Source organism: Kouleothrix sp. 19917, from assembly GCF_057073505.1.
Genome location: NZ_CP097099.1, coordinates 8,298,594 through 8,321,769, shown reverse-complemented (window position 1 = coordinate 8,321,769; position 23,176 = coordinate 8,298,594). Strand labels below are relative to the sequence as shown.

Annotated in this window: 12 protein-coding genes; 5 read left to right on the top strand and 7 right to left on the bottom strand. The window is 65.7% G+C overall.

The genetic code is table 11. The annotated features are described in order from the left end of the window. Window positions 1-149: 149 nt before the first annotated feature. Together M1P90_RS33610 and M1P90_RS33605 are read right to left on the bottom strand one after the other, a co-directional pair. Complete coding sequence (locus tag M1P90_RS33610; protein WP_483700234.1) at window positions 150-1,694, bottom strand: UxaA family hydrolase; 1,545 nt, start codon at window positions 1,692-1,694, stop codon at window positions 150-152. A gap of 55 nt (window positions 1,695-1,749) precedes the next feature. Continuing rightward, window positions 1,750-4,797, bottom strand: coding sequence for an ATP-binding protein (locus tag M1P90_RS33605; protein WP_483700232.1), 3,048 nt, complete (start codon window positions 4,795-4,797; stop codon window positions 1,750-1,752). A gap of 277 nt (window positions 4,798-5,074) precedes the next feature. On the opposite strand from M1P90_RS33605, the gene M1P90_RS33600 reads away from it, so the two are divergent. Beyond that, the gene (locus M1P90_RS33600) at window positions 5,075-6,757 is read left to right on the top strand and encodes an FAD-dependent thymidylate synthase (RefSeq protein WP_483700231.1); all 1,683 of its coding nucleotides are present in this window, start codon (window positions 5,075-5,077) and stop codon (window positions 6,755-6,757) included. Between the two features lie 107 nt (window positions 6,758-6,864). Here the strand turns inward: M1P90_RS33600 and M1P90_RS33595 are convergent, their stop codons facing one another. Continuing rightward, entirely contained in the window at window positions 6,865-8,037 is a 1,173-nt protein-coding gene (locus M1P90_RS33595) for an STAS domain-containing protein (RefSeq protein WP_483700229.1), read from the bottom strand. Window positions 8,038-8,295: 258 nt separating this feature from the next. Next, complete coding sequence (locus M1P90_RS33590) at window positions 8,296-9,126, bottom strand: alpha/beta hydrolase (protein WP_483700227.1); 831 nt, start codon at window positions 9,124-9,126, stop codon at window positions 8,296-8,298. 431 nt (window positions 9,127-9,557) lie between these two features. Here M1P90_RS33590 and M1P90_RS33585 point away from each other — a divergent pair, with 431 nt between their 5' ends. Further along, on the top strand, window positions 9,558-12,698 hold the full coding sequence (locus M1P90_RS33585) for an ATP-binding protein (RefSeq protein WP_483700225.1): 3,141 nt from the start codon (window positions 9,558-9,560) through the stop codon (window positions 12,696-12,698). On the opposite strand, the gene M1P90_RS33580 is transcribed toward M1P90_RS33585, so the two are convergent. Beyond that, window positions 12,695-14,683 (bottom strand): sensor histidine kinase, encoded by a 1,989-nt coding sequence (locus tag M1P90_RS33580; protein ID WP_483700223.1) that lies wholly within the window; start codon window positions 14,681-14,683, stop codon window positions 12,695-12,697. The two genes, M1P90_RS33585 and M1P90_RS33580, sit on opposite strands and share 4 nt — an antisense overlap. 185 nt (window positions 14,684-14,868) lie before the next feature. On the opposite strand from M1P90_RS33580, the gene lipA reads away from it, so the two are divergent. The 3 genes from lipA to M1P90_RS33565 all read left to right on the top strand — a co-directional run bounded on the left by lipA (window position 14,869) and on the right by M1P90_RS33565 (window position 19,993). Continuing rightward, complete coding sequence (lipA, locus tag M1P90_RS33575; RefSeq protein ID WP_483700221.1) at window positions 14,869-15,801, top strand: lipoyl synthase; 933 nt, start codon at window positions 14,869-14,871, stop codon at window positions 15,799-15,801. Between the two features lie 188 nt (window positions 15,802-15,989). After that, complete coding sequence (locus M1P90_RS33570) at window positions 15,990-16,775, top strand: phytanoyl-CoA dioxygenase family protein (RefSeq protein ID WP_483700219.1); 786 nt, start codon at window positions 15,990-15,992, stop codon at window positions 16,773-16,775. 161 nt (window positions 16,776-16,936) lie between these two features. Then, window positions 16,937-19,993, top strand: a complete 3,057-nt coding sequence (locus tag M1P90_RS33565; protein ID WP_483700217.1) for an alpha-mannosidase — start codon at window positions 16,937-16,939, stop codon at window positions 19,991-19,993. A gap of 179 nt (window positions 19,994-20,172) precedes the next feature. On the opposite strand, the gene M1P90_RS33560 is transcribed toward M1P90_RS33565, so the two are convergent. Continuing rightward, the gene (locus M1P90_RS33560; protein WP_483700215.1) at window positions 20,173-20,961 is read right to left on the bottom strand and encodes an energy-coupling factor transporter transmembrane component T family protein; all 789 of its coding nucleotides are present in this window, start codon (window positions 20,959-20,961) and stop codon (window positions 20,173-20,175) included. A gap of 416 nt (window positions 20,962-21,377) precedes the next feature. Further along, complete coding sequence (locus M1P90_RS33555; protein ID WP_483700213.1) at window positions 21,378-23,135, bottom strand: ABC transporter ATP-binding protein; 1,758 nt, start codon at window positions 23,133-23,135, stop codon at window positions 21,378-21,380. Between the last annotated feature and the right edge of the window lie 41 nt (window positions 23,136-23,176).

Genomic DNA, 23,176 nt, shown 5'->3' with positions numbered 1-23,176 from the left:
TTTAGCTCGGGCCGCAAGCACTGCCCCTGCGGCCCCCTAACCGCAGAGCGCGAGGGCGCGCAGTTCTCGCAAAGGCCGCCTGCCGCATGGCCCTCGCCCCCTAACCGCAGAGCACGAGGGCGCGCAGCCCTCGCACCTGCATACTCTCCCTACATCGTCGCGCCAATCATCCAGGGATTGAATTCTTCTTCGCCAATGCCCTGCGCCTCGCTCAGGCTGGCCTCGCCCGACGCGACAGCAATCAGCTTCTCGAAGATTTCGCGCCCAACCGACTCGACGCTCGCGCCGGTGAGAATCGTGCCGGCATTGATGTCCATATCGCCGCGCATGCGCTCATACGTCACGCTGTTGGTGGCGATTTTGATGCTCGGCACCGGCTTGAAGCCAAAGCAGCTACCGCGCCCGGTCGTGAACGCGATCAGGTTGCAACCGCCCGCCACCTGCCCCGTCGCCGAAACCGGGTCGTAGCCGGGCGTGTCCATAAACACCAGCCCGCGCTCGGTCACTGGCTCGGCGTACTCGTAGACGGCTTGCAGTGGCGTGCTGCCGCCCTTCGCCACCGCGCCCAGCGATTTCTCGTAGATTGTGGTCAGGCCGCCGGCTTTGTTGCCGTGCGAGGGGTTGTTGTCGATCTCAAAGCCTTCGCGCGCAGTGTATTCTTCCCACCAGTGCACGCGCTCCAGCAGTTTTTCGCCCACGGCGCGGCTGGTGGCGCGGCGTGTCAGCATGTGCTCGGCGCCGTAGATCTCGGGCGTTTCGCTCAGCACTGCCGTGCCGCCCTGCGCCACCAGCAGGTCGACGGCATAGCCCAGCGCGGGGTTGGCCGTCACGCCGCTGAAGCTGTCGCTGCCGCCGCACTGCAGGGCCAGATTCAGCTCGGAAAGCGGAACTTCTTCACGGCGGCACTCGTTGGCGCGTGGCAGCCGCGCCGCGATTTCGCGCAGCCCTTCGTCAATTGTTGCCGCTACGCCACCCGTATCCTGAATGCCAATGTATGGCGGCAGCTGCACGTCGCCCAGGCGCGCGCGCTGGCTAAGGAATAAATCTTCGAACTGGTTGGTTTCGCAGCCCAGCCCAACGAACAGGTAGTCTGCAACATTCGGGCTGCGCGCAAAGCCGGCCAGCGTGCGCCGCAGCATTTCGATCTCGTAGCCGCTGCTGCGGCTGGCGCAGCCACTTTTGTGGGCAATCGCCACAACGTCGGTGACGTTCGGGAATTTCGGCAGCAGCTCAGCGCGGGCGCGCGCGCCAATCTGCCGCACCACATGCGCCGAGCAGTTCACCGTGGTGATGATCACCAGCGTGTTGCGCGTGCCGACGCGCCCATCCGGGCGGCGGTAGCCCATAAAGGTGCGCCGCTCGTCGGGCGGCACCATTGCTACCGGGCGCGCATCCACGCCCATCTGGTAGTCGAGCTGCATGCCACCCACGGCCATGTTTTGCGTGTGTATATGCTCGCCTGCCGCAATCGGGCGCGTGGCAAAGCCGATCACCTGGCCGTAGCGGCGCACCGGCTGGCCGGTTTCGATTGGCCGCAGCGCGAGCTTGTGGCCCGCGCCAATATCGCTGCGCAGCTGCACGCTGCGGCCAGCTATTGCGATCTGGCGATTGCTGCCCAGCGGCGTCAGCGCAATGGCAACATCGTCGCTGGGGTGCAGCTGAATCGCGGGCGTGTCGTGAAGGGTGATCAGCATGGGAAGCTCCTGTTCTCCTTTGGAAGGCGCCGTGTGGGCAAGCAGAATGAGAAGATTATACGCCCGAATGGGCAGGGCTGTGCGAGGCAACTGGCAGCTGCACGAAGAAGGTTGCGCCCTGGCCGGGCTGGCTTTGCACCCAGATTGTGCCACTGTGCTGCAGAATAATCGCGTGGCTGAGCGCCAGACCCAGCCCGGTGCCCTGGCCCACGATGCGTGTGGTGAAAAAGGGTTCGAAAATATGCGGCTGGTGTTCGGGCAAAATACCTGCGCCATTATCGGCGATTGCAATCAGAATATGCTGGCGCACCAGCTGGGCGCGAATTGTCAGCTCACGCCGCTCGCCGGGCGGCTTGTCGGCCAGCGCCTGAATCGCATTGTGAATGATATTGAACAGCGCCTGCTGCAGCTGGTCGGGGTCGCCAGCAGCCGGGGAGAGGGTTTCGTCGTACGCCTGCTGCGCATGCACGTCGGCGGCGGCAAGCGGCAGGGCCAGGCGCTGCAAAATCGCTTCGATCAGGGGAGCCAGCGCAACCGGGTGCGCGCCGGGGCGCTGGGCGCGCGCCAGGCTCAGCAGCTGCTGCACAATTGCGCGGGCGCGCAACGCGGCATGCTCGATTTTGCCCAGGTCGTCGCGCAGCTCGGCGGGGTGGGCACCGTCGAGCAACTGCAGCTGCGCCAGCCCAAGGATGGCAGCCAGCGGGTTGTTCAGCTCGTGCGCTGCGCCGGCCAGCATGCGCCCCATGCCAGCCAGCTTCTCATTCCGGCGCAGCTCCACATCGGCATGGCGGGCCTCCGTCACATCCTGCACAATCACCAGCACTTCGTCATAGGCAGGAATGAGTGTGGCGGCTAAACGCACCTGAAGCGCAGCGCCGTCGTCCGACAGATCAAGCTCGAAGTATTGTGATTGGCCACTGCGCACCCGGCGGTAGCGATCAAACAGTTCGCCGTGGAGCTGGCCTGGCACAACCTCGTTCAGGTGCTGCCCTTCGCGAATGCGCCGCCGGTGCGGGGTTTCGGCCAGGCGCTCGGGGTTGATAATATGAACCGTCATATCGGGGCGCACGCTGAGCAGCAGCATCGGGCTGTGCTGAATCAGGGTGTCGAGGTAGGTGCGCACCGTTTCGGCCCCGCGATACAGGTTTGCATACTGGTCGGCGGCAGTTTTGATGATGGTGTGCGACTGAATGCGGGCGATCGCCTGCGCCAGCTGGTTCGCAATGGTTTGCAGCACGCGCCGCTCGTCGGCGGTGTAGTCGTGCCCGCCCTGCCGGCCAGCAATCAGCACGCCCTGGGCTTGCTCGGCGGTATACAGCGGCAGGGCAATCGCTTGCTGGGGCAGAAATGGCGTGAGCGCCGGGTTCTGCCAGGTGATTTGGCGGCCAGTGTCGCTGCCATAGGCGTGCATACGGCCCGCGCGCAAGGCCTGGATCAAGGCCGGGTGGCGCAGCGTTTCGCGCGTCTGCTCGTGCAGCTCAGACGGAATGCCATGATACGCCTCATAGCGAACATGATTAAAATCCGCGTCGGTGATGAACACGCTGCCCATGCCCGCCAGGTTTTGCGCCTCGAGCAGGTGAAAGGTCGCCTGCACGGTGGCGTCGAGGTCGCTGGTGGCGTTGAGTGTGCGGCTCCATGCCAGCTGCTCGGTCAGCTCGCGCTGGTGGCGGCGCTGCGCTTCTTCAGCCGCCTGGGTGGTGGCCAGCAAGCCAGCATTCACAATTGCAACCGCAGCGTAGCTGGCGAAACGCCCCAGGTATTCGAGGTCGTCGGGGCCGAAGAAATACGCATCCCGGTGGCCCACGGTCAGCACACCAGTGATCGTTTCCTGGTTGCGCAGCGGCTGCGCCAGCGACGATTGCACCACGGCGCTGGCGCGCACGCCTTCGTGGGCAGCCGGCTCCTGTTCGACAATTGGCACCAGAACGCCTGCGCCCGTATGCATGACCTGCCCGGCCACGCTGGCGCTATATGGTGCGCGCGCGCCCAGCCAGCGGGCAGCATCGCCCAGCGCCATCGTACATTCCAGCACTTGCTCGCCCGCCACTGGCTGCGCAATGGTGACGTAGGTGGCGCGCAAAAGCTGCTGCGCCTGCTCGCACACGGCCCGCAGCACTTCTTCAAGCGTGCTCATGGTATTGGTGGCCTGCGCAATCTGCCCCAGCGCGCGCAGCAGTTCGTCCTGGCGTTCGAGGTGGCGCTGCAGCGCGAACTGGCCGAGCTGCGCGCCCAGCTGGTTGGCAAAACTTTCGACCGCCGGGATGGCGGCGGGCGGCAGCGCCTGGCCCCACAGCACCAGAACGCCGCCGGGCACACCCGCGCGCAGCATGGGCGCGGCGATCACGCTTGGCCGGCCCGTAAAGCGCAGCAGCGCGGCAACCACACCATAAAAGTGGCTGGGCAGCAGTGCTTCGATCAGGGGCTGCATGCTATCGGCGGCAATCGCACGGCCCTGCGCCAGCGCCGCCCCCAGCACTGGCGTTTCGAGCGAAATTTCGCACTGCTCAAGGTCGAACTGCGCGGTGCGCGCCAGCAAGCCCAGCAGCCGCGGGTTGACGCTGACATAGGCCGTGTGCAATGCCGCGCCCTGGCTGTCGAGCAGCGCCACCCACATGCTGAGCCCAAGCGGGCCAAGCACACGCATGCAGCCGCTGAACAGCTCGTTGGGTGATTGGGCGGCCTGAATATGCGGCGCAAGGGCATTGAATGCGGGCAGCAGTGGCGTGGCCTGTGGCGCATCGGGATAGATCGCGACCAGCACGGTTTCGCCGGGTAGCGATTCAACGCGCTGTAGCTCGATATCGGCGGCGAGCGGGAGCTGCCCGGCCACAAGCAGGTTCGCGCGCAGCGCCCGTGGCGCGCGGGGGCTTAATTCGGCGTATGTTTCACGAAGGGCTTCGCGATCGCTTTCCGCCAGTATTTCCGCCAGGTTGCGCCCAACGAACTCGCCACTGGCAAGCTGAAGCATCCCACACAGCGCGGCACTACACGCAACAACCTCGCCCCCTGGCGATGTAAACGCGAGGAACCAGGGCGCTTCAGCAAGCAAAGTATGGATTTCGCCGGCAATTTCCAGGGGAAGGTGCTGCCCATGGGTCATGGCATTGGCCCTTTGGCTGGCATTCACACGTTTATAGCAGTGGCCTTCGGTGGAATTCGCGGCAGATGGAGGCCAGAATCGGCGATGGCTGTATTTTACCACCTATCGCAAGCAGTGTGATAGAATGGCCGCCGCAGCGCCGCCGCCGTATCGTGCTGCTTGCGATAGAGTGTAGCACTGAATGCGCGCAGGCTGCACGGCGCGTTGGTATCGCTTCATTACCTTGTTGGGCAGCACAGCAATGCGCACCCGGCAAAGCCAGCAAAGGGGCACGCATATGTCCGATCCCTGGGGCGATCAGTTTCGCGGCGACGAGCGCGCGCTGCTGGCGCCGTTTGTTACCGACCTCGACGCGCCAATTTTTGGGCTGCGCAACCTGCCCGAAGTGGTGAAAGGCGCGCTGTTTTCGCGCTACAGCCGCACCGACAAAAGTCTGCGCCGCATTCTGCTGGATGAATTCATTCAGGCGCCCGAGTCGGGGTTTGCAGCGATTGTCGGCTCTGCCGGCGCGGATCACGCCAGCCAGCTGGTGGCGGTGCGCCAGGCCGAGGCATTCTATGAGCGCGTGCTGATCGGCTATGGCGACGACTCGGTCGCCGAGCTGGGCGGCGCGCACCTGGCCTGCGAGGGCGTGAGCAACATTGCGGCCAAGGCGCTGGAAGATGCGCGCATCGGCATCAGCCCGCTGGAAAAATCGACCCGCTACGTCGTGTTCAACCGCAAGGTCGATGGGCGCTACCGCTACCTGCGCGAGCCGCAGATCATGGAATCGCGCCACGCCAGCGCCTACACTGCCGCAATGGATGGCCTGTTCGATACCTATACTTCCTTGCTGGAGCCAACCATCGCAGCGGTGCGGGCGCGCACCCCACGCGACGAGCAGACCTCCGAGCGCGCCTACGCCAGCGCCACCCGCGCCAAAGCCTGCGATCTGCTGCGCGGGCTGCTGCCCATGGCCGCGCTGACGAATGTTGGGCTGTTTGGCAACGGCCGCGCCTTCGAGTACCTGCTCACGCGCCTGTACGCCGCGCCGCACGGCGAGCTGCATGCCCTGGCCAGCGACATGCAGCGCGCGCTGGATGCGCTGATTCCTTCGTTCGTGAAGCGCGCCAAAACCGAGCGCGGCCGCGCCCAGCAGGAATACCTGCGTGGCATGCGCGAGCGTGTTGCTGCGCTGGGGGATGCGTATCTGTCGGCTAAAACACGTTCGGGCGAAGTATCCGCCGCAAACCTGCAGAGTGATCGGTATCACGGTTCGGATGCTTCGCCCATACTGCCTGAGGGTGTGGCCCTCGTCGAATACGACCCCGACGCCGAGGCCAGGGTCGTGGCCGCCATCCTCTACCCGCACGGCACGCTGCCCCTGGCCGAAGTGCGCGCCCTGGCTGCAGCCCTGCCCGCAGACGAGCGGCTGGCAATCATTCGCGCCTATGTCGGCGAGCGCGGCAGCCGCTTCCACAAGCCCGGCCGCGCCTTCGAAACGCCGATCTACACCTTCGACATTCTGGCCGATATTGGCGCCTACCGCGATTTGCAGCGCCACCGCATCCTGACGCAGGAGCGCCAGAGCTACAGCACCCGCCACGGCTATGTCACCCCGCCCGAGCTGGAAGACTATGGCCTGGCCGCGCCCTACCGCGCCGCGCTGGAACGTGCCGCCGCGCTGGCCGAGCAGCTAGCCGCCGGCCTGCCCGACGCAGCACAATATGCCGTGCCGCTGGCGTTCCGCGTGCGCTGGCGCATCACCATCAACCTGCGCGCAGCCTACCACCTGGCCGAGCTGCGTTCCGCGCCGCAGGGGCACCCGGCCTACCGCCAGATCGCCCAGCAGATCGCCGCGCATATTCAGGCGGTGCACCCAACCCTGGCCGAAAGCATGCGCTTTGTCGACATGGCCGACTATGCGCTGGAGCGGCTGGATGCCGAGCGACGGCTGGATGCCAAGCTCAGCCGGGCATAAGCATCCGGTGATATAGCTTCCCGAAGCATTACAACACGTTATTGCGCACAAAAACATAGCCTGCCCAACGATTGTTGGACAGGCTATGCAGCGTTACGGGTGAAGAACTACAGGCGCCCTGTAAAAGCCAATGCCGACTGCAGATCGTTAAATGTTGCGACATCGTGCAGATCAATCCCGAGGCTCACCATGGTTTGCGCAACTTCGGGGCGAATACCAACCAGCGCAACCTGCGCACCCAGCAGCCCGGCCGAGCGCACCGTGGCCAGAAAACCCTGCGCCACCTGTGTATCGACCAGCGGCACGCCGGTGATATCGAGCACCAGCAGGCGCGTGGCCGAGCGCTCGATTGCGCGCAGGCTTTGTTCCTGAAGCTGCTGCAGTCGTGTTGCATCAAGCTCGCCCACCAGTGGCATCACCAGCGTACCCGCGCTCACCGGAATGACCGGCACGCTGAGATCGCGAATGGTCGAGCGCTGCGCGTCGAGCTCGCTCAGCAGGCGCGTTTGTTCAGCCGAACGCGCCTGCGCTTCGTCCAGGGCGCATTGCAGCGCGCTGGTGCGCTCCTGCACCGTCGACTCCAGCGATGCGCGAATGGCTTGCAATTCGGCCTCGCGCTCGAGCGAGCCGGCGAGTGCTTTGCGCAGCACACTGCTGAAACGGTCGAGCAAAACCGTGAGCAGGCAGGTGACCACAATGAAAAAGCCGAGGATCATACCAACAAACTGGTTTGCCAGCGAGCTAGCGAGCGGCTGGTTGGAATTGGCGGCCAGTGAGCTGAAATAGCCGGCCAGCGGGGGCGTTTGCAGCTCCAGCATCGCTATGGCTACAACCACCGCAATACAGAGGCCGGCTGTCATGAGCAGCAAGCGCCGCGTGCCCACCAGGCCAGCAATCGCTATCGGGATCTGGTAGACGATCAGCACCGAGGCATTGCCGATGCCAAGCAGGAAGGCCGCAATACTATGAGCAAACAGCAGGCCCAGCGCAGCAATGCTCACAGCCGCCGTGAAATGCCCACGCCGCAGCTGCCACAACGCCGCCGCCGGGGTGATGATGAGCAGCCAGCTGGCGGCACCTAAAAGCGCAAACGTGGAGCGAAAAGCGTCGCTGTTGGCCGATGCAGGCGCGCCACTTGTTTGAAAATACAGGCCAGGAATACCAAATGCCGCAACGATCAGCCAGACGAGCAGAAAAATCTGAAATATGTACGCTTGCTGCCGCTCGATCGGGTTGGGGATGGTAAGCTTGTGAAGCCAGCGCGGTAAGAATTGTTGCATAGTATGTTCTCGCGATCGGCAACCCCGCTCAACCTGTGCGAACCGCACAGATGCGCCCCATCTTAGCATAGGCGTCTGCTGCCGTTTCTTGCGGCACCGTAGCCAAATACAAGCGATTGCAGCATCAAAACGGCGTTTGCGCGGCTGGCTAGTACAACCTTGAGGAAATCCGTTGCTGGTTGACACCCGACCACTGACCACGCACACGTCGTCGTAACTCGACCGCGCTGTGCAAGTGTTGGAGCAGATGGAGGGGCCTTAGCCTTGCGCCCGCTCGCCCAGCCATTCACGCGCCGCAGCCCACACTGCTGCGCGCTCGGCTTCGTTGGGCAGCTGGTGCCCGCTTTGCTCGAACCAGAGTAATTGTTGGTCGGGCGAGCTGATGGCGCGGGCCACCATCTCCGCCGAGCGCGGGTCGACCGTCTGGTCGCGCCGGCCCTGCATGATCAGCACAGGCACGCGCACGCGCGGCAGCTCGCGGCGGGTGGCGCGTTGCAGCCGCGCCAGCTCGTAGAGCGAACCAACCGGCACTTTCGCCTCGCGCCGAATGGCCGCCACAACCTCGGGGTCGTCGAGCTGCGCCTCGGGGGCGCGCTCCAGCACGGCAGCGCGCACGGCCGGGTCGGCAAAATTCGCCCGCGCCAGCGGGTAGTACCACGGCATCACGTGTTTCAGCAGGCCAGTAAGCTGTAGGAGGTTGCCGCCGCGCAGCCGCAGCGCGGGCGCGAGCGCAACGACGCCAGCAACCGGCTCGCGCGCGGCCAGGCGCAGCGCCAGCAGCCCACCCGCCGAAAAGCCGCACAGGAAAACCTGCCCGCAAACGGCCCGCAGCCGCCGCAGCCCTTCCTCCGCCGATTGCTGCCAGTCTTCCCAGCGCACGCCAAACAGCTCGGCTGGCGCGCCGCCGTGGCCGGCCAGCAATGGGCCGTGCACGGTGTAGCCCGCCGCGGCCAGTTCCTGCGCCATGGGCCACAGCTCGGCGGGCGTGCCGCTGTAGCCGTGCAGCATCAGCACGCCCACTGCGCCGCGCTGCTCGAAAAACGGCGCGGCGGCGCGGCCATTGCTTTCGTTGGGTTGAGATTTTTGCATAGCTCCCAGTTCTCGGCTCGGGCGTATGCGATACGCCAGTTTCATGTTTTGCAGCTTGGCGGGTTGCAGGTTAGAAGGTCCGCAAGTTGCAGGTTTGCAGATTTGCAAGTTCCACAGTTTCGCAGTTCTTGGTTCTGCGGTTCTGCGGTCCCCGGTTCTCGGTTCTGCAGTTCTGCAGTTCTGCGGTTCTGCAGTTCTGCGGTTCCCGGTTCCCGGTTCTCGGCTCTATTATAGGCCCACACGAGTTTGGCGCAACGCCGGATCACAGGCAGCGCGATCGTTACAAAACCATTACATGCACCCCGGTTTTTGGCAAAATATCGTGATTTGCGATTGACAATCGCGCGCATAACCGCTTACGATCACCAATGCCGAACGTTTTTGCACGCACCCTTGCCACCGGCGCCGTGACGGATGAAAGAAGATGATCCATGTCGCTGCGCTTTCAACAGAAACTAATTATTCCCGCCGATAGCCGGCCGCTGATTGCGCGCGCGCGCCTGCAGGCCAGCCTCGAACAAACCATTCCTTCGCGCCGGGTTGTGTCGCTGGCAGCGCCCGCCGGCTGGGGCAAAACCACCGCGCTGGCGCAGTGGGCCGCCGCCAGCAGCCTGCCCGTCGCGTGGTATACGCTCGACCCCAGCGACCGCGACCCCAAGCTGTTTCTCGATTATTTGCTGCATAGCGTCGCCTCGTTTGTGAGCGGCGCGGCCGAGCTGGTGGCGCGTCTGGCCGCCGCGCAGCCGCACAGCCTGCCCGAAATTTTCCACGCGGCGGCGCTGGCGATCTCGGCTGCGCGCGCGCCGTTTGTGCTGGTGCTGGATGATTTTCATGTGTTCGACGCGCCCGCGCCCAGCGGCTTAGCCAGCGCCGGCCTGATTTTCGACCTGCTGGCCTCGGTGGCGCAGTATGCCAGCAACTGCCACCTGGTGCTGGTTTCGCGCACCATGCCGGCGCTGCGCGGATTGGTGCGGATGGTTGCGCAGGGCCGCGCGGCGGTGTTCGACTACACCGCCCTCCAGCTCACCGCCGACGAGATTCAGGAGCTGGCCGGCCACGCCTACGCGCTCACGCTCAGCACCGACCACGCCGAGCAGCTCCAGGCGCGGCTGGATGGCTGGGTTACGGGCGTGGTGCTTTCGCTCGACCGGGCAACGCAGGGCGAAAACGGCGCTGCGCTGCCGAGCGTGTCGGTGGAAACCGATACCACGCAGGTGTATGCCTTTTTTGCCGAGCAGATTATTGCGCCGCTCGCGCCCAAGCTGCGCCGCTTTCTGGAAGACACCAGCGTGCTCGAAGACCTTTCGCCCCAGCGCTGCGAGGCCCTGCGCCACAGCGGCGACTCGGCCGAGCTGTTTGACGAAGTGAAGCGTTACGGGCTGTTTGTGTCCAGCCGCGCCGGCTGGCTTTCGTATCACAGCCTGTTCCGCGAATTCCTGCGCTCGCGGCTGGCGCGCGACCCCCAGCGCGAGCGGGCGCTGCTGCTGAACGCGGCGGCGCTCTACCGCGACGAAGACGATCTGCCGCGCGCGCTCGACTGCTACCGCGCTGCCGGTGCGCCCGAGCAAGGCTTCGCGCTGCTGCGGGCCGCCATCCCTCGTTTCCGCCAGCGCTCGCGCCAGATGACGCTGCTGGCCTGCTTCGAGCGCCTTGAGCACGAGCGTGGCGAAAGCGCGCTTGAGCTTGGCGCAGCGCCCGCCCCCCCCGCGCCCGGCGCGCTGCTGCTGCCGCCCGACCTGCTGCTGGCGCAGGCGCGCGTGTACAGCGACCTCGCGCTTTGGGAGCGCGCCTACCTCGCGATCGAGCTGGTGGAAACAATTGGCGGCCAGCGCGCCCGCTGGGAAGCGGCCATGCTGCGGGCCGACTTCCTGAACCTGCAGGGCGATGCTCACGGCGCGCTTGCCAGCCTGGCCGATCTGCCGGTGGCACAGCTGCCGCCCGAGCTTCAGCTTGAATTTCATATCATCCACGGACGCGTGCTGATCCTGAATGGCGACCTCGAAATCGCGATTGCGGCGCTGGAAGAAGCCCGCGCGCTGGCCTCGGCCGACGACCCGGCGCTGCTGGCCGACATTCACGACAACCTGGGCTGGGCCTACGCCACACAAGGCAACCGAGCCACGGCGCTGCGTCATCTCAAACAGGCCGACGCCTGCTGGCAGGTTTCGGGCAACCTGGGGCGGCGCGCGCTGACGCTCAACAACCTGGGCGCGCTAGCCACCGAGGAAGGCCGCTACGACGAGGCGCGCGACGCGCTGGAAGTGGGGCTGGTGCTGGCCCGCGAAACCGGCCGGCGGCGCGAAGAAACGCTGCTGCGCTGCAGCCTGGCCGATGTCGACCTGCTGGAAGGCGAGCTTGCGCACGCGCTGGCGCGCTTCACCGAGGCGCACGCCCTGGCCATGCGCACGGATGTTGGCAGCAGCATTGCGGTAGCTACCGTCGGCGCGCTATGGGCGGCAGCGCTAAAGGGCGAGGTCGCGGTGGCGCAGGCCTGGCTCGATATTGCGTCGTCGTTCGATGGGCAGGCGCACGCCGAGGTAGCTGGCCGGCTGGCGCTTGGGCAGGCGCTGCTTTGTATGGCACAAAAGCGACCGAGTATCGCGCGCGCAGCCGATCTGGCCGCCGAAGCCGCCAGCCAGGCTGCCGTGCTTGCGCTGCCCGAGCAAGCCTATCTGGCGCTGCTCCAGGCCACTCTGGCGGCCATGCAGGGCGGATGGCCTGCAGCCCAGCCGTTCTGGCGTGCCTGCGCGGAAGCGGCGGCGCTGCTGCCCGATGGTTTGCTGGCGCGCCTGTTCCAGCAGCACATGGCTTTGCTTGCCGCCGCGCCCAGCGACGATGCACTGGCCCAGCGTGTGCGCGGGCTGCTCCACGGCGCAAACCCGATCCGCTGGCGTGTTCAAACGCTGGGCGCCTTTTCCTGCCAGATTGCCGGCGAGGAATGCGAGCTTTCGCCGCTGCACCGCGCCCTGCTGGTGCGCCTGCTCGACGCTGGCTCGGCGGGGCTGACGGTTGAGCGGCTGTGGGAAGCGGTTTGGGGCGACACCGAGCTGTCCATGTCGGCGCTGCACCAGGCGCTGCGCCGCCTGCGCGTGCAAACTGGCCTGCCGGTGGCCGCGCGCGATGGCCACTGCGCCATTCGCGGCAGCTGGGACGCAATCGACTACGACGTGCGGCGCTTCGAGGCGGCGCTGGCCCCGCCGCTCGTGCGCGAGCGGGCCCAGGGAGCAGTGACGTTATACCAGGGCGAGTTTCTGCCGGGCGCGCCGCTCAGCGCCGGGTTGTGGGTGGATACGCGGCGCGCGCTCTTGCAGGAGCGTTACCTCGACGCGCTGGAGCAGCTTGCCAGCGCCGCCGAGCGCGACACACCGCAGCTCGCGATTCACTACTACCAGCAGGTGCTGCAGGTCGATGGCTGCCGCGAGCAAACCGCTGCACAGCTTATGCGGCTGGCGGCGCGCTATGGCAACCGCTCGCTGGTGAACACCACCTTTGAGCATCTGAAAGGCGCGCTGCGCAGCCTTGGCACCGCGCCCATGCCCGCTACGGCCGCGCTCTACCAGCAGCTCAACTAAGCGGCCGGCAGCGTGAAGTAGAAGGTGCTGCCCTGGCCGGGCGCGCTTTCCATCCCCACGCTGCCGCCCAGTCTGTACACAATCTGCTGCACAATCACCAGCCCCAGGCCGTGCCCTTCCTGAAGGTGCGTGTGCAAACGCGTGAACGGCGTGAACAGCTTCGCCTGCTCGCTTTTGCTCAGCCCCGCCCCATTATCGCGCATCCAGAAGCGCACAAAGCCATCTTCGCGCGCTGGGTCGGCCCCAAGCGTGATCTGCGGCGGGCTGCCGCCATACTTAATCGCATTGCTCAGGTAGTTGGCCCACACCTCTTCCACCCAGGGCGCATAGCCGCGCACCAGCGGCCAGCGCTCGGGCGCGACAATGGTGGCCTGGCTGGTGGCAATGGTTTGCGAAAAACGAATTTGCAGCTCGTGAACGATTGCGCTCATGTCAACTTGGTGCATCGCAACGGCGCCGTGGCCGCGCGTGCTGGCCAGCAGCAGCAGGCCGTTGATAATCAGCGTCATCTTTTCGCCCACGCGCGTAATGTCGTTCAGGTACGTTAGCGCTTCTTCAGGCGAAATGAGATCCTGGCTGGTTTGCAGAATTTCGGTGTAGCCCAGCAGCGAGGTGAGCGGGTTTTTCAGGTCGTGCGCGACGGTGTGCGCAAAAGCATCGAGCTCGGCGTTATGCGATTGCAGCTCGGCGGCATAGCGTTGCAGCGCATGCTCGGCCTGCTTGCGCTCGGCAATCTCGCGCAGCGCGGTGGCGTGCAGGTTGGCATTGTCAATCGCCAGCGCGATCAGGTTGGCAAACGACTCGCCGTGCCGCACGTCGGCGGGCGCGAAGGGCTGGCTGCCCCGGCTGCGGCCCATCGCCAGCACGCCCAGGCAGGCATTGCCCGCAATGATCGGGAAATCGGCGGTGGCGTGTAAGTCCACTTCTTTATAGATCTCGCGCTGCGCCTGCCACGCGCCGTAGTCGTGGATAATCACTGGCTGGCGCGTGTCGAACGCCTGCCACGACAGCACAGCCTCGCCGCGTTTGGCGCGATCGCCCGCCAGAAAGGGCTGGTTGCTGGTGAAGGCGCGCACCGCCAGATCTTCGCCATCCAGCAGCAGCAGCTCGCCATAGGGCGCGTCGAGAATATGCGCCGCCTGATCGACAATCGTTTGCAGCAGGCTATCGATTTCCTGACGATTAAAGAGCTGCAGCGCGCTCTGGTGCAGCGCGGCCAGAAATTCCTTTTGATCGGCCTCGGCGCGGCGGGCCAGCTCGGCCTGCTCGTTCGCTTTGGCCAGCTCGGCGGTGCGCTCGGCAATGCCCTGCTCGAAGGTGCTGCGCACGGCGTATTCGTTCTGCCAGGCGTCCTGAATATGCTGAAACAGCGTGGCAATCGTGGCCTGCAGCGTTCCAACCACCAGCGCGAACAAAAGCCAGGTAGCAATCATGGGCACAGCGACGGGCGCGCGCGGCGCGAATGCACGCGCTCCCAGGGCTCCGCTGGCGATCAGGGCGCCAGCAAGCGCCAGCGACGCCAGGCCCAGCAGCAAGGCAGCCAGCCCCAGCCGTGGCGTGAAGAACAAGAGCGCCAGCACGGCAAATGCCGCCAGAAACAGCAGCGCGCCCGCCGAGTAGCCGAAGTGCAGCAGCTCGTTCAGGCCAAGCGCATACAAGCCCGCCAGCAGCGCCGCGCCGCGCACAGCGTAAGGAAGGCCACGCGCAACGGCCAGCCACCCGAGCAGCGCAAGCACCAGCACCTGCGGCACCAGCACGCCCCATTGCGCGTCGCGCAGCCGTGGCACAGCCGCAAGCAGAAAGATCAGAGAGCCAAACAGCGCGCCAACCCGTATCACCATTGTCAACAGCTGCTCGCGCACTTTCCACAGGCTGGGCGAGTGTTTGGGCTGAAACAGCTGCGCCAGCCGGGCAGCCACGCGCACGCGGCCACGCCAGCGCGGTGCGTCGGTGCTTTGTGGCGGTTTGGCGGACGATCGCGACATGCTTTCTATTCCTTACAGCGGCGCTTGCCGGCGTTTCATTATGCGCTGGCCGCGCACCCGCCCGCAAGCGCCGAGCGTGGGCAAAACCGTACGGATATGGTACACTACGCGCAACGAAAACGCCATGCTGCGAACTCGTTTGCCGCATTCTGCCGCATTCCTCGCGCCTACGAAAGGTTATCGATATGGCTGAGTTCATTCCGCTGACGCCGGCCGGCGCGCCCACGCCCACCCCAGCGCCTGCCGCCGAGCCGCCCGCGCCGCGCGCCCGCCGCCCCGAGTGGCTGCGCGCCAAAATGCCGGCCGGTGCCAACTACGAAGATGTGCGCGACCTGATGCGCGAAAAGCGCCTGCATACGGTGTGCGAAGAAGCGCGCTGCCCGAATATTGGCGAGTGCTGGAACCATCGCACCGCCACCTTCCTGCTGCTCGGCGAAGTCTGCACGCGTGGCTGCCGCTACTGCGCCATCGCCAAAGGCAAGCCCGGCCCGCTCGACGAGCAGGAGCCTGAGCGCATTGCCGAGGCCGTCGAGCACCTGCGCCTCAAGCACACCGTGCTCACCGCCGTCAACCGCGACGACCAGCCCGACGGCGGGGCGCATATCTTCGCAGAGTCGATCCGCCTGATCCGCGAGCGCCTGCCCGAGTGCCGCATCGAAGTGCTTATTCCCGATTTCGAGGGCAACTGGGACGCACTGAAGATGGTGATGGACGCGCGCCCCGACGTGCTGAACCACAACATCGAAACTGTGCCGCGCATCTTCCGGCGTTTCCGCCCCAAGGCCGGCTACGATCAGTCGATTGAGCTGCTGCGCCGCGCGCGCGAAATGGGCGGCAGCGAGGTTGTGACCAAGAGCGGCATTATGGTGGGCGCGGGCGAAACCAACGACGAAGTGCTCCATGTGATGGACGACCTGCGCGGCGCGGACTGCGACGTGATGACAATCGGCCAGTATCTTGCCCCTTCAACCTCGCACTGGCAGATCGAGCGCTACGTCACGCCAACCGAGTTTGCGATGTTCAAGCAGCAAGGGCTGGCGCGCGGCTTCAAGCATGTCGAAAGTGGCCCGCTGGTGCGTTCGAGCTACCACGCCCACGAGCACGTCCCGCAGCGCTAGCACACTTTCAGCGCAGGGGTTAAGGGATAGGGAAGCGTTTCTAACAGAATACAAAGCCACAAAGACACGAAGGTTCAAACACGAAGCCTTCGTGTCTTTGCATTGTGCAGCCCAATTTGCGCCACTTGCAATCTAACCGATTTGCACGATAATAGCCCCGCTACAGCGTAGTAAAAAGGAGCCTCGCCATGCCCCCGATTGGCCAGCCCGGCCCGCTCACCGACCGCGAGCGGTTTCTGTTCGAGACCACCGGCTACCTGATCATCCCCGACGCGCTTTCGCCCGACGAAACCGCTGCGTGCCTGGAAGCGTCCCGCCGCGCCCACGCGCCCTACCCAAGCGGCGAGTGGCGGCAGCTTGGCCACCTGTACGAAAGCGAGCCCGCGATCGAGGCGCTGATCGACCACCCGTCCGTCTTCCCCAAGGTGCGCGCGCTGCTCGGCGATTATTTCATTCTGCAAAGCGCGTGGTGCACCGTGCAGCCCGCTACCACCAAGGGCGGCGGCTACCACCAGGACGGCTCGGGCGTGTATGAGTTCCGCCGCCTGGCCACGCCCACACCGCTCTTGCAGCTGCGCATTGGCTACTACCTGACCGATCAGTCGGAAGATGGCATGGGCAACATGGTGATGATTCCCGGCAGCCACAACATCTCCGGCACCCTGCCGCGCGGCGTCAAGGCCGATGAGGATGATATCGACATTCGCGAAGTGGTGTGCGGCAAGCCCGGCACCGCGCTCTTGTTCCACCAGGGCGTGTTCCACCGCACCGGCCGCAACGACCGCGACTTCGACCGCTTCACGATGCATATGGTCTACGCGCCGCCGTGGCTCATTCCCTCCGACCGCATGCAGAACAACGCCGAATTTGTGGAGCGAACCACGCCGCTGCGGCGCGCGCTGCTGGGCGAATGGAAGCGCCCCGAAGAGCCGTTCGGCGTGGGCTACCCGCGCCCGCCCTTCGACGATGCGTGATTGTGGTTTGCCGTAAAACGCACTGCGCACTTCGGCCTTGGCCTGATAGTGCGTTGTGTGTAGTTCTCGGGCTGGGCGTATGCGATACGCCTTTCATTGTCTGGGCGTATCGCATACGCCCTTGCTAGATCGCTTTGCTATAGCACAAACGGAGCTTTCGCATGCCCACCTTCAAACCCTACACCCTGCCCGCGCTGGATCGGGCGCTCGCCCAGCTCGAAGCGGCATGCTACACCCCGCTGCGCACGCTGGACATTGCCGCGTGGTGGAGCCGCGAGCCGCTGCCCTTCGCCGAGCGCATGAGTGGCGAGCCGCGCCACCCGGCGCTGGGCGAAGCCTGGGGCCAGCTGTTCGACTGCGCGTGGTTTTTGTTCAGCGGCGAAGTGCCGGCCGAGGCCGCCGGGAAACATGTCGTGCTGCTGCTCGATGTAAATGGCGAGCTGTGCGTGGTCGACGAGGCGGGCGAGCCGCTGCGCGGCCTGACCAACCGCGCCTCGGAGTTCGACTACCGGCTGGGCCGGCCCGGCAAGCGCGTGCTGGAAATCAGCGCCCGCGCGGCCGGCGGCGAGCCAATTGCGGTCTGGGCCGATGCGGCGTGCAATGACCTGTTTGGGCGCGTGCAGGAAGGTGGGGTCATTCAGCTTGCGCATATTGCCACCTGCGACGACACCGTGCTGGCGCTGTTCTACGATTTCGAGGTGCTGCTCGATTTCCTGAAATGCCTGCCAGCGAACACGCCACGCGCCCAGCAGATCCTGTCCGGCCTGACCGACGCGGCGCAGCTGATCGGCGGCGGAATCGCTGCCAATGCCGCCGCCGCCCGCGAACGGCTGGCCCCGCTCTTGGCGCAGCGCGGCGGCGACCCGTCCCTGACGATCAGCGCAATCGGGCACGCGCATATGGACCTGGCGTGGCTGTGGCCGATCCGCGAAACCATTCGCAAGGGCGCGCGCACTTTTTCCACCGCGCTGGCGAATATCGAGCGCTACCCCGATTATGTGTTCGGCGCGAGCCAGCCGCAATACTTCCAGTGGATGCGCGAGCACTACCCGGCCCTCTACGAGCGCATTCGCGCGCAGGTGCGCGCCGGGCGGATCGAGCCGCAAGGCGCAATGTGGGTCGAGGCCGACACGAATATCGCGGGCGGCGAAGCGCTGGCGCGTCAGCTCTTGCTCGGCATGCGCTTTTTCGAGCAGGAATTCGGCGTGCGCTGCACCTACCTGTGGCTGCCCGATGTGTTTGGCTACAGCGCCGCGCTGCCGCAGCTGCTGCGCCTGGCCGGGCTGCGCTACTTCTCGACGCAGAAGCTGTCGTGGAGTGAGATCAACGTCTTTCCGCACCACTCTTTCCACTGGCAGGGCATCGACGGCTCGCGCATTCTGGCGCACATGCTGCCCGAAGAAACCTACAACGGCCCGGCCCTGCCGCGCTCGGTCGTCAGGATCGAGCAGAACTACAAGGACTCGGGCGTTTCGGGCCACAGCCTGATGGTGTTCGGCATTGGCGACGGCGGCGGCGGCCCCGGCGAGGAACATCTGGAGCGGCTGGCGCGCATCCGCAATCTGGCCGGCCTGAGCCCGGTGCAGCAAAGAAGCGTGGCCGACTTTTTCGAGGATTGGCAGGCCGACGCCGACCACTTCGCGACCTGGGTGGGCGAGCTGTACCTGGAGCGGCACCAGGGCACCTACACCACGCAGGCGCGCAACAAACGCGCCAACCGCCAATCCGAGCTGGCGCTGCGCGCGCTTGAAATCGCCGCGTTGAGCGACGTGTTGTGGGCCGGCGGCAGCTACCCCGCCGACCGCCTGGAGCTGATCTGGCGCGAGGTGCTGCTGTACCAGTTCCACGATATTCTGCCCGGCTCGTCGATCAAGCGCGTGTACGACGAAAGCCTGCCGCGCTACGAAGCCATGCTGGCCGAGCTGCGCGAGCGCACCGACGCGCACCTGGCCCGCATCGCCGCGCAGGCCGACACACACGGAATGGATGCACCGCTGCTGGTGTGGAACCCGCTCTCGTGGGCGCGCAGCGAGTGGATCAGGAATGATACAAGCTGGCTGCATGTCACCGTCCCACCGCTTGGATATGCCGTCGTCGATGCGGCCGCCCAGCCCGGGCGCGACGCGTTGGGCGCGCTGGCCGCCACACCCGAGCGGCTGGAAAACGACCTGCTGCGCGTGCAATTCGGCCCGGATGGCGCAATCACGTCAGTGTACGACAAGCGCGCCGGGCGCGAGGTGCTGGCCGATGGCGAGCCTGCCAATCGCCTGGCCGTCTACCACGACGCGGGCGACGCCTGGGACATTCCGTTCGACTATGCCGAGCAGCCCGTGCGGCACATGTCGCTGGCCGCCGCGGAAGCGCGCCTGGATGGGCCGCGCGCGATTGTGACGCAGACTTACCGGATCGGCCATTCCGAGCTGCGGCAGGACATTGCCCTGACGGCGGGCAGCGCGCGGCTGGATTTCGCCACCACGCTGCGCTGGCGCGAGACGCACACCATGCTGCGCACCAGTTTCCCGCTGGCCGTGCGCGCCGACGAGGCCACGTTCGAAATTCAGTTCGGGCACGTGCGGCGGCCCACGCATCGCAACACCACCTGGGATCTCGCCCGCGACGAAGTTTCGGCGCACAGGTGGGTCGACCTCTCGCAGCGCGATTATGGCGTGGCACTGCTGAACGACTCGAAGTACGGCCACAAAATCAAGGGCCACACGCTCGACCTGAACCTGCTGCGCAGCGTGCCCCACCCCGGCTCGGTCGTTGCCGGCGAACCCGCGCCCGGCGAGCCCGACGACCGCATCACCGACCAGTGCGACCACCAGTTCACCTATGCGCTGTTCCCGCACGCCGGCGACCATATCGCGGGCGGGGTGATTCAAGCTGCCTACGCACTCAACGTGCCGCTGCTGGCAATCGCGGCCAGCACGCAGGGCGGCAGCCTGCCCACCAGCGCCTCGCTGCTCACCGTTGACGCGCCAAATGTGATTGTCGAGGCGGTCAAGCGCGCCGAGGACGGCGACGACCTCGTTGTGCGGCTGTACGAGGCCGAGGGGCGCGGCGCGAGCGCGCGCGTGCAGTTTGGCCCGCCACTGCGCGCCGCCGCCGAAGCCACGCTGCTGGAAGAAGCGCAAACCGCGCTCGACGTGAGCGAAAACGGCGTGGCATTGCAGTTCCGACCGTTCGAGATCAAAACCCTACGCTTGACAGTAGGGTAGGAGAAATAAATCCACAGATTACGCAGATTTCACAGATTAGGTTGATAAAACACTATATCTGCGTAATCTGCGTAATCTGTGGATCAAGCAATCTTTCGTTCCCCAAACCTTCGCGCCTTCGTGCCTTCGTGGTTACCGCCCTCCCAAACCTTCGTGTCTTCGTGGCGAAACGGCTCGCGCTACACCATAGCGAGTAGATCGCGCCCGAGCAGCGCCGACGCGACCGCCACCGCCAGCAGCAGCGCGGCGACGGCAAGCAGCAGCCAGCTCCCCGCGCTGAGCGGCTCGAAGTCGGCGCGGAAGCGGCGGCGCGCAAAGCCACGAATTTCCAGCACCTTGCCCACGGTGTCGGCGCGGTCGACGGCGTTGAGCGTGAGCGGCACGAAGATCGGCACCAGCCCGCGCGCCTTGCCGATCAGGCCGCGCTCGATCAGCGCGTGCGCGCGCGCTTTTTGCGCGTCGGCAATGCGCCCGAACTCGGCCAGCACGATTGGCACGAAATTCAGCGCCAGCACAATCATCAGCGCGTAGTCGAGCGGCAGGCGAAAGAACATCAGCCCGCGAATCAGGTCGGAGTTGTTGGTCGTCATCACCGCAATCACCAGCGGCATCGAAAAGACGAAAATGCGCAGCACCGACACCAGGCCGAGGTACAAGCCTTCTTCGGTGACGGGCAGCGCCGGGCCAAAGGGAATCGCCGCCGGGATGAGGTAAATCAGCGGCGTACCCGGCACCGTCAGCCCGAAGATCAGCCCGACCACCACAATAATCGCGGCCAGCCCGCGCATGCGCCGCAGCGTCTCGCGCAGCACGCCGCCAACCGCGCCCACCGCCACAATGCTCGCCAGCACCAGCAGCAGCGACACCGGCTGCGCAAAGATCAGGCCGGCGACGAGCGTGGCCAGCAGCCAGGTGATTTTCACCCGCGAGTCGATTGGGCCGAGCCGGCCGCGCTCGTTGAAGATCATGGGCGCTGCGCTTTCTGATGCGCTACGGGCGTATAGCAATACGCCCGAACGACGAAAAGATTCACCATGGAGACACAGAGGCACGGAGAGTAAGAATTTACGATTGACGATTTGCGATTTACGATTGGTCCGAGCGACCACTGCCGAAGGACGACGGGAGATTAAACCGCAAAGAGCGCGAAGGGCGCGAAGGGTTGCAGGTTACAGGTTAGAAAGTTGCAGGTTCCTGACGACTGCTGACTGCGCACCCTTCGATACGGCCTGTGGCCTACTCAGGATGCTACGGCTCACGGCTTACTGCCAGCTTCGCACCCTTCGATACGGCCTGCGGCCTACTCAGGATGCTACTGCGAACTGCCCACTGCCGACTGCCCGCTGCCGACTGCCCACTGCCGACTGCCCACTGCGCACCCCTGTCACCCTGTCTCCCCTGCTCGTGTCACCTTGTCTCCCAGCGCACGCACGCTTGCCGCCAGCGCCTCGGGCGTGAGCGCGGGCGGCACGCCGAACTCAGCCAGCGCGAGGCTCAGGCGCGTGATCTGCGGCGGCGCGAGGTGGCACGACTCAAGCAGCGCCGCCGAAGCCATGACCTGGGCGGGCGGGCCGTCGGCGCGAATGGTGCCGTTGCGCATCGCCACGACGCGGCGGGCGTAGCGCGCAACATTGCCCATGTCGTGCGTCACCAGCAGGATGGTGATGCCCTGCGCGTTCAGCGCCTGGGCCAGCTCCATGATCTGGCGCGCGTCGCGATGATCCTGCCCGGTGGTTGGCTCGTCAAGCAGCAGCACGTCGGGGCGCATGGCGACGATTGCCGCGATGCACAGCTTCTGCTTGTCGCCGCGCGCCAGAAAGCGCGGGAAGGTATCGCGCACCGCCGCCAGCCCAAACTGCTCGATCGCGGCCTCGCTGCGCGCGGCGATCTCGTCTTCGGGCAGGCCCAGGTTGCGCAGACCAAAACGAATTTCGTCGATCACCGAGTTGGCGAAGAGCTGGTCGTTTGGCTCCTGAAAGATAAAGCCGATCCGCCGCGCAAGATCGGACACCCTGGCGCGGCGCGTGTCGAGCCCGCCAATCGTGACGCTGCCGTCGCTGGGCTTCAGCAGGCCCAGAATGAGCTTCATCAGCGTGGATTTGCCCGAGCCGTTGTTGCCAATGATCGCAGTAAACTCGCCGCGCGAGAAAGTGACGTTGATGCCATGCAGCACCGGCACGCCGCGCGTATAGCCGAAACGCACGTCACGTGCGACGATCAGCGGCTCGGCGGTGGCGGGCAGCCCGGCGGGCGCTGCGGGCGGTTCGGCAGCGGATGTGGGCGCGGCGGGGGCATGGGCGGCAAACGCCTCGCGCAGCACCGGCATCGCTTCTTCTTCTGTCAGCGGCGGCGCGGGCCAGGGCAGCCACGCGCTGGCCTCGGCAAATTGCGTCACCTGCGGCAGACGCACGCCGGCCTCGGCAAACAGCTTGGGCTGGGCAAATGCCTCGCGCGGCGCGGCGTCGAGCAGCACTCGACCTTCGTGCAGCACCACCAGGCGTTGGGCGTGACGCGCCAGCAGCTCCAATTCGTGCGAAACCAGCACAATCGTCGTGCCAAGCTCGCGGTTGAGCCGCGCGCACAGCGCGAAAATCTTCTGCACCATCAGCGCGTCAAGCTCGCTGGTGGCCTCGTCGAGCACCAACACCTCGGGCCGCGCCACCATCACGGCGGCAATAGCGACGCGCTGCTTCTGCCCGCCCGAAAGCGCTTGCGGGGCGCGCTGGGCCAGTTGCGCGATCTCCAGCAGCTCGAGCGTTTCGCGGGCGCGGGTTTGCGCCTCGGCGCGGCTGAGCCCCTGGCTGAGCGGGCCGAGCAGGCATTCTTCCTCGACGGTGGACATCACAAGCTGGGCGTCGGCATCCTGAAACACCAGCCCCACGCTGGCCGAAAGATCGGCCACCGTCAGCCCGGCGGTGTCGCGCCCATCGACATGGACGCTGCCAGTGACTTCGCCCTGGTTGTAGTGCGGGATCAGGCCGTTCAGCGCCTGGCACAGCGTGGTTTTGCCCGCGCCAGTCGAGCCAACCAGCCCAATGAACTCGCCGCGCCGGATGCTCAGGTCGACGCCGCGCAGCACGGGCGCGGTGCCGGTGGGGTAGCGGTAGTGCAGGCCGCGCACGGCAATAATGTCGTTGGTCATGCGTTCAGGGAAGTGATGCCAGAGCGCCGCGCCGGAAACGC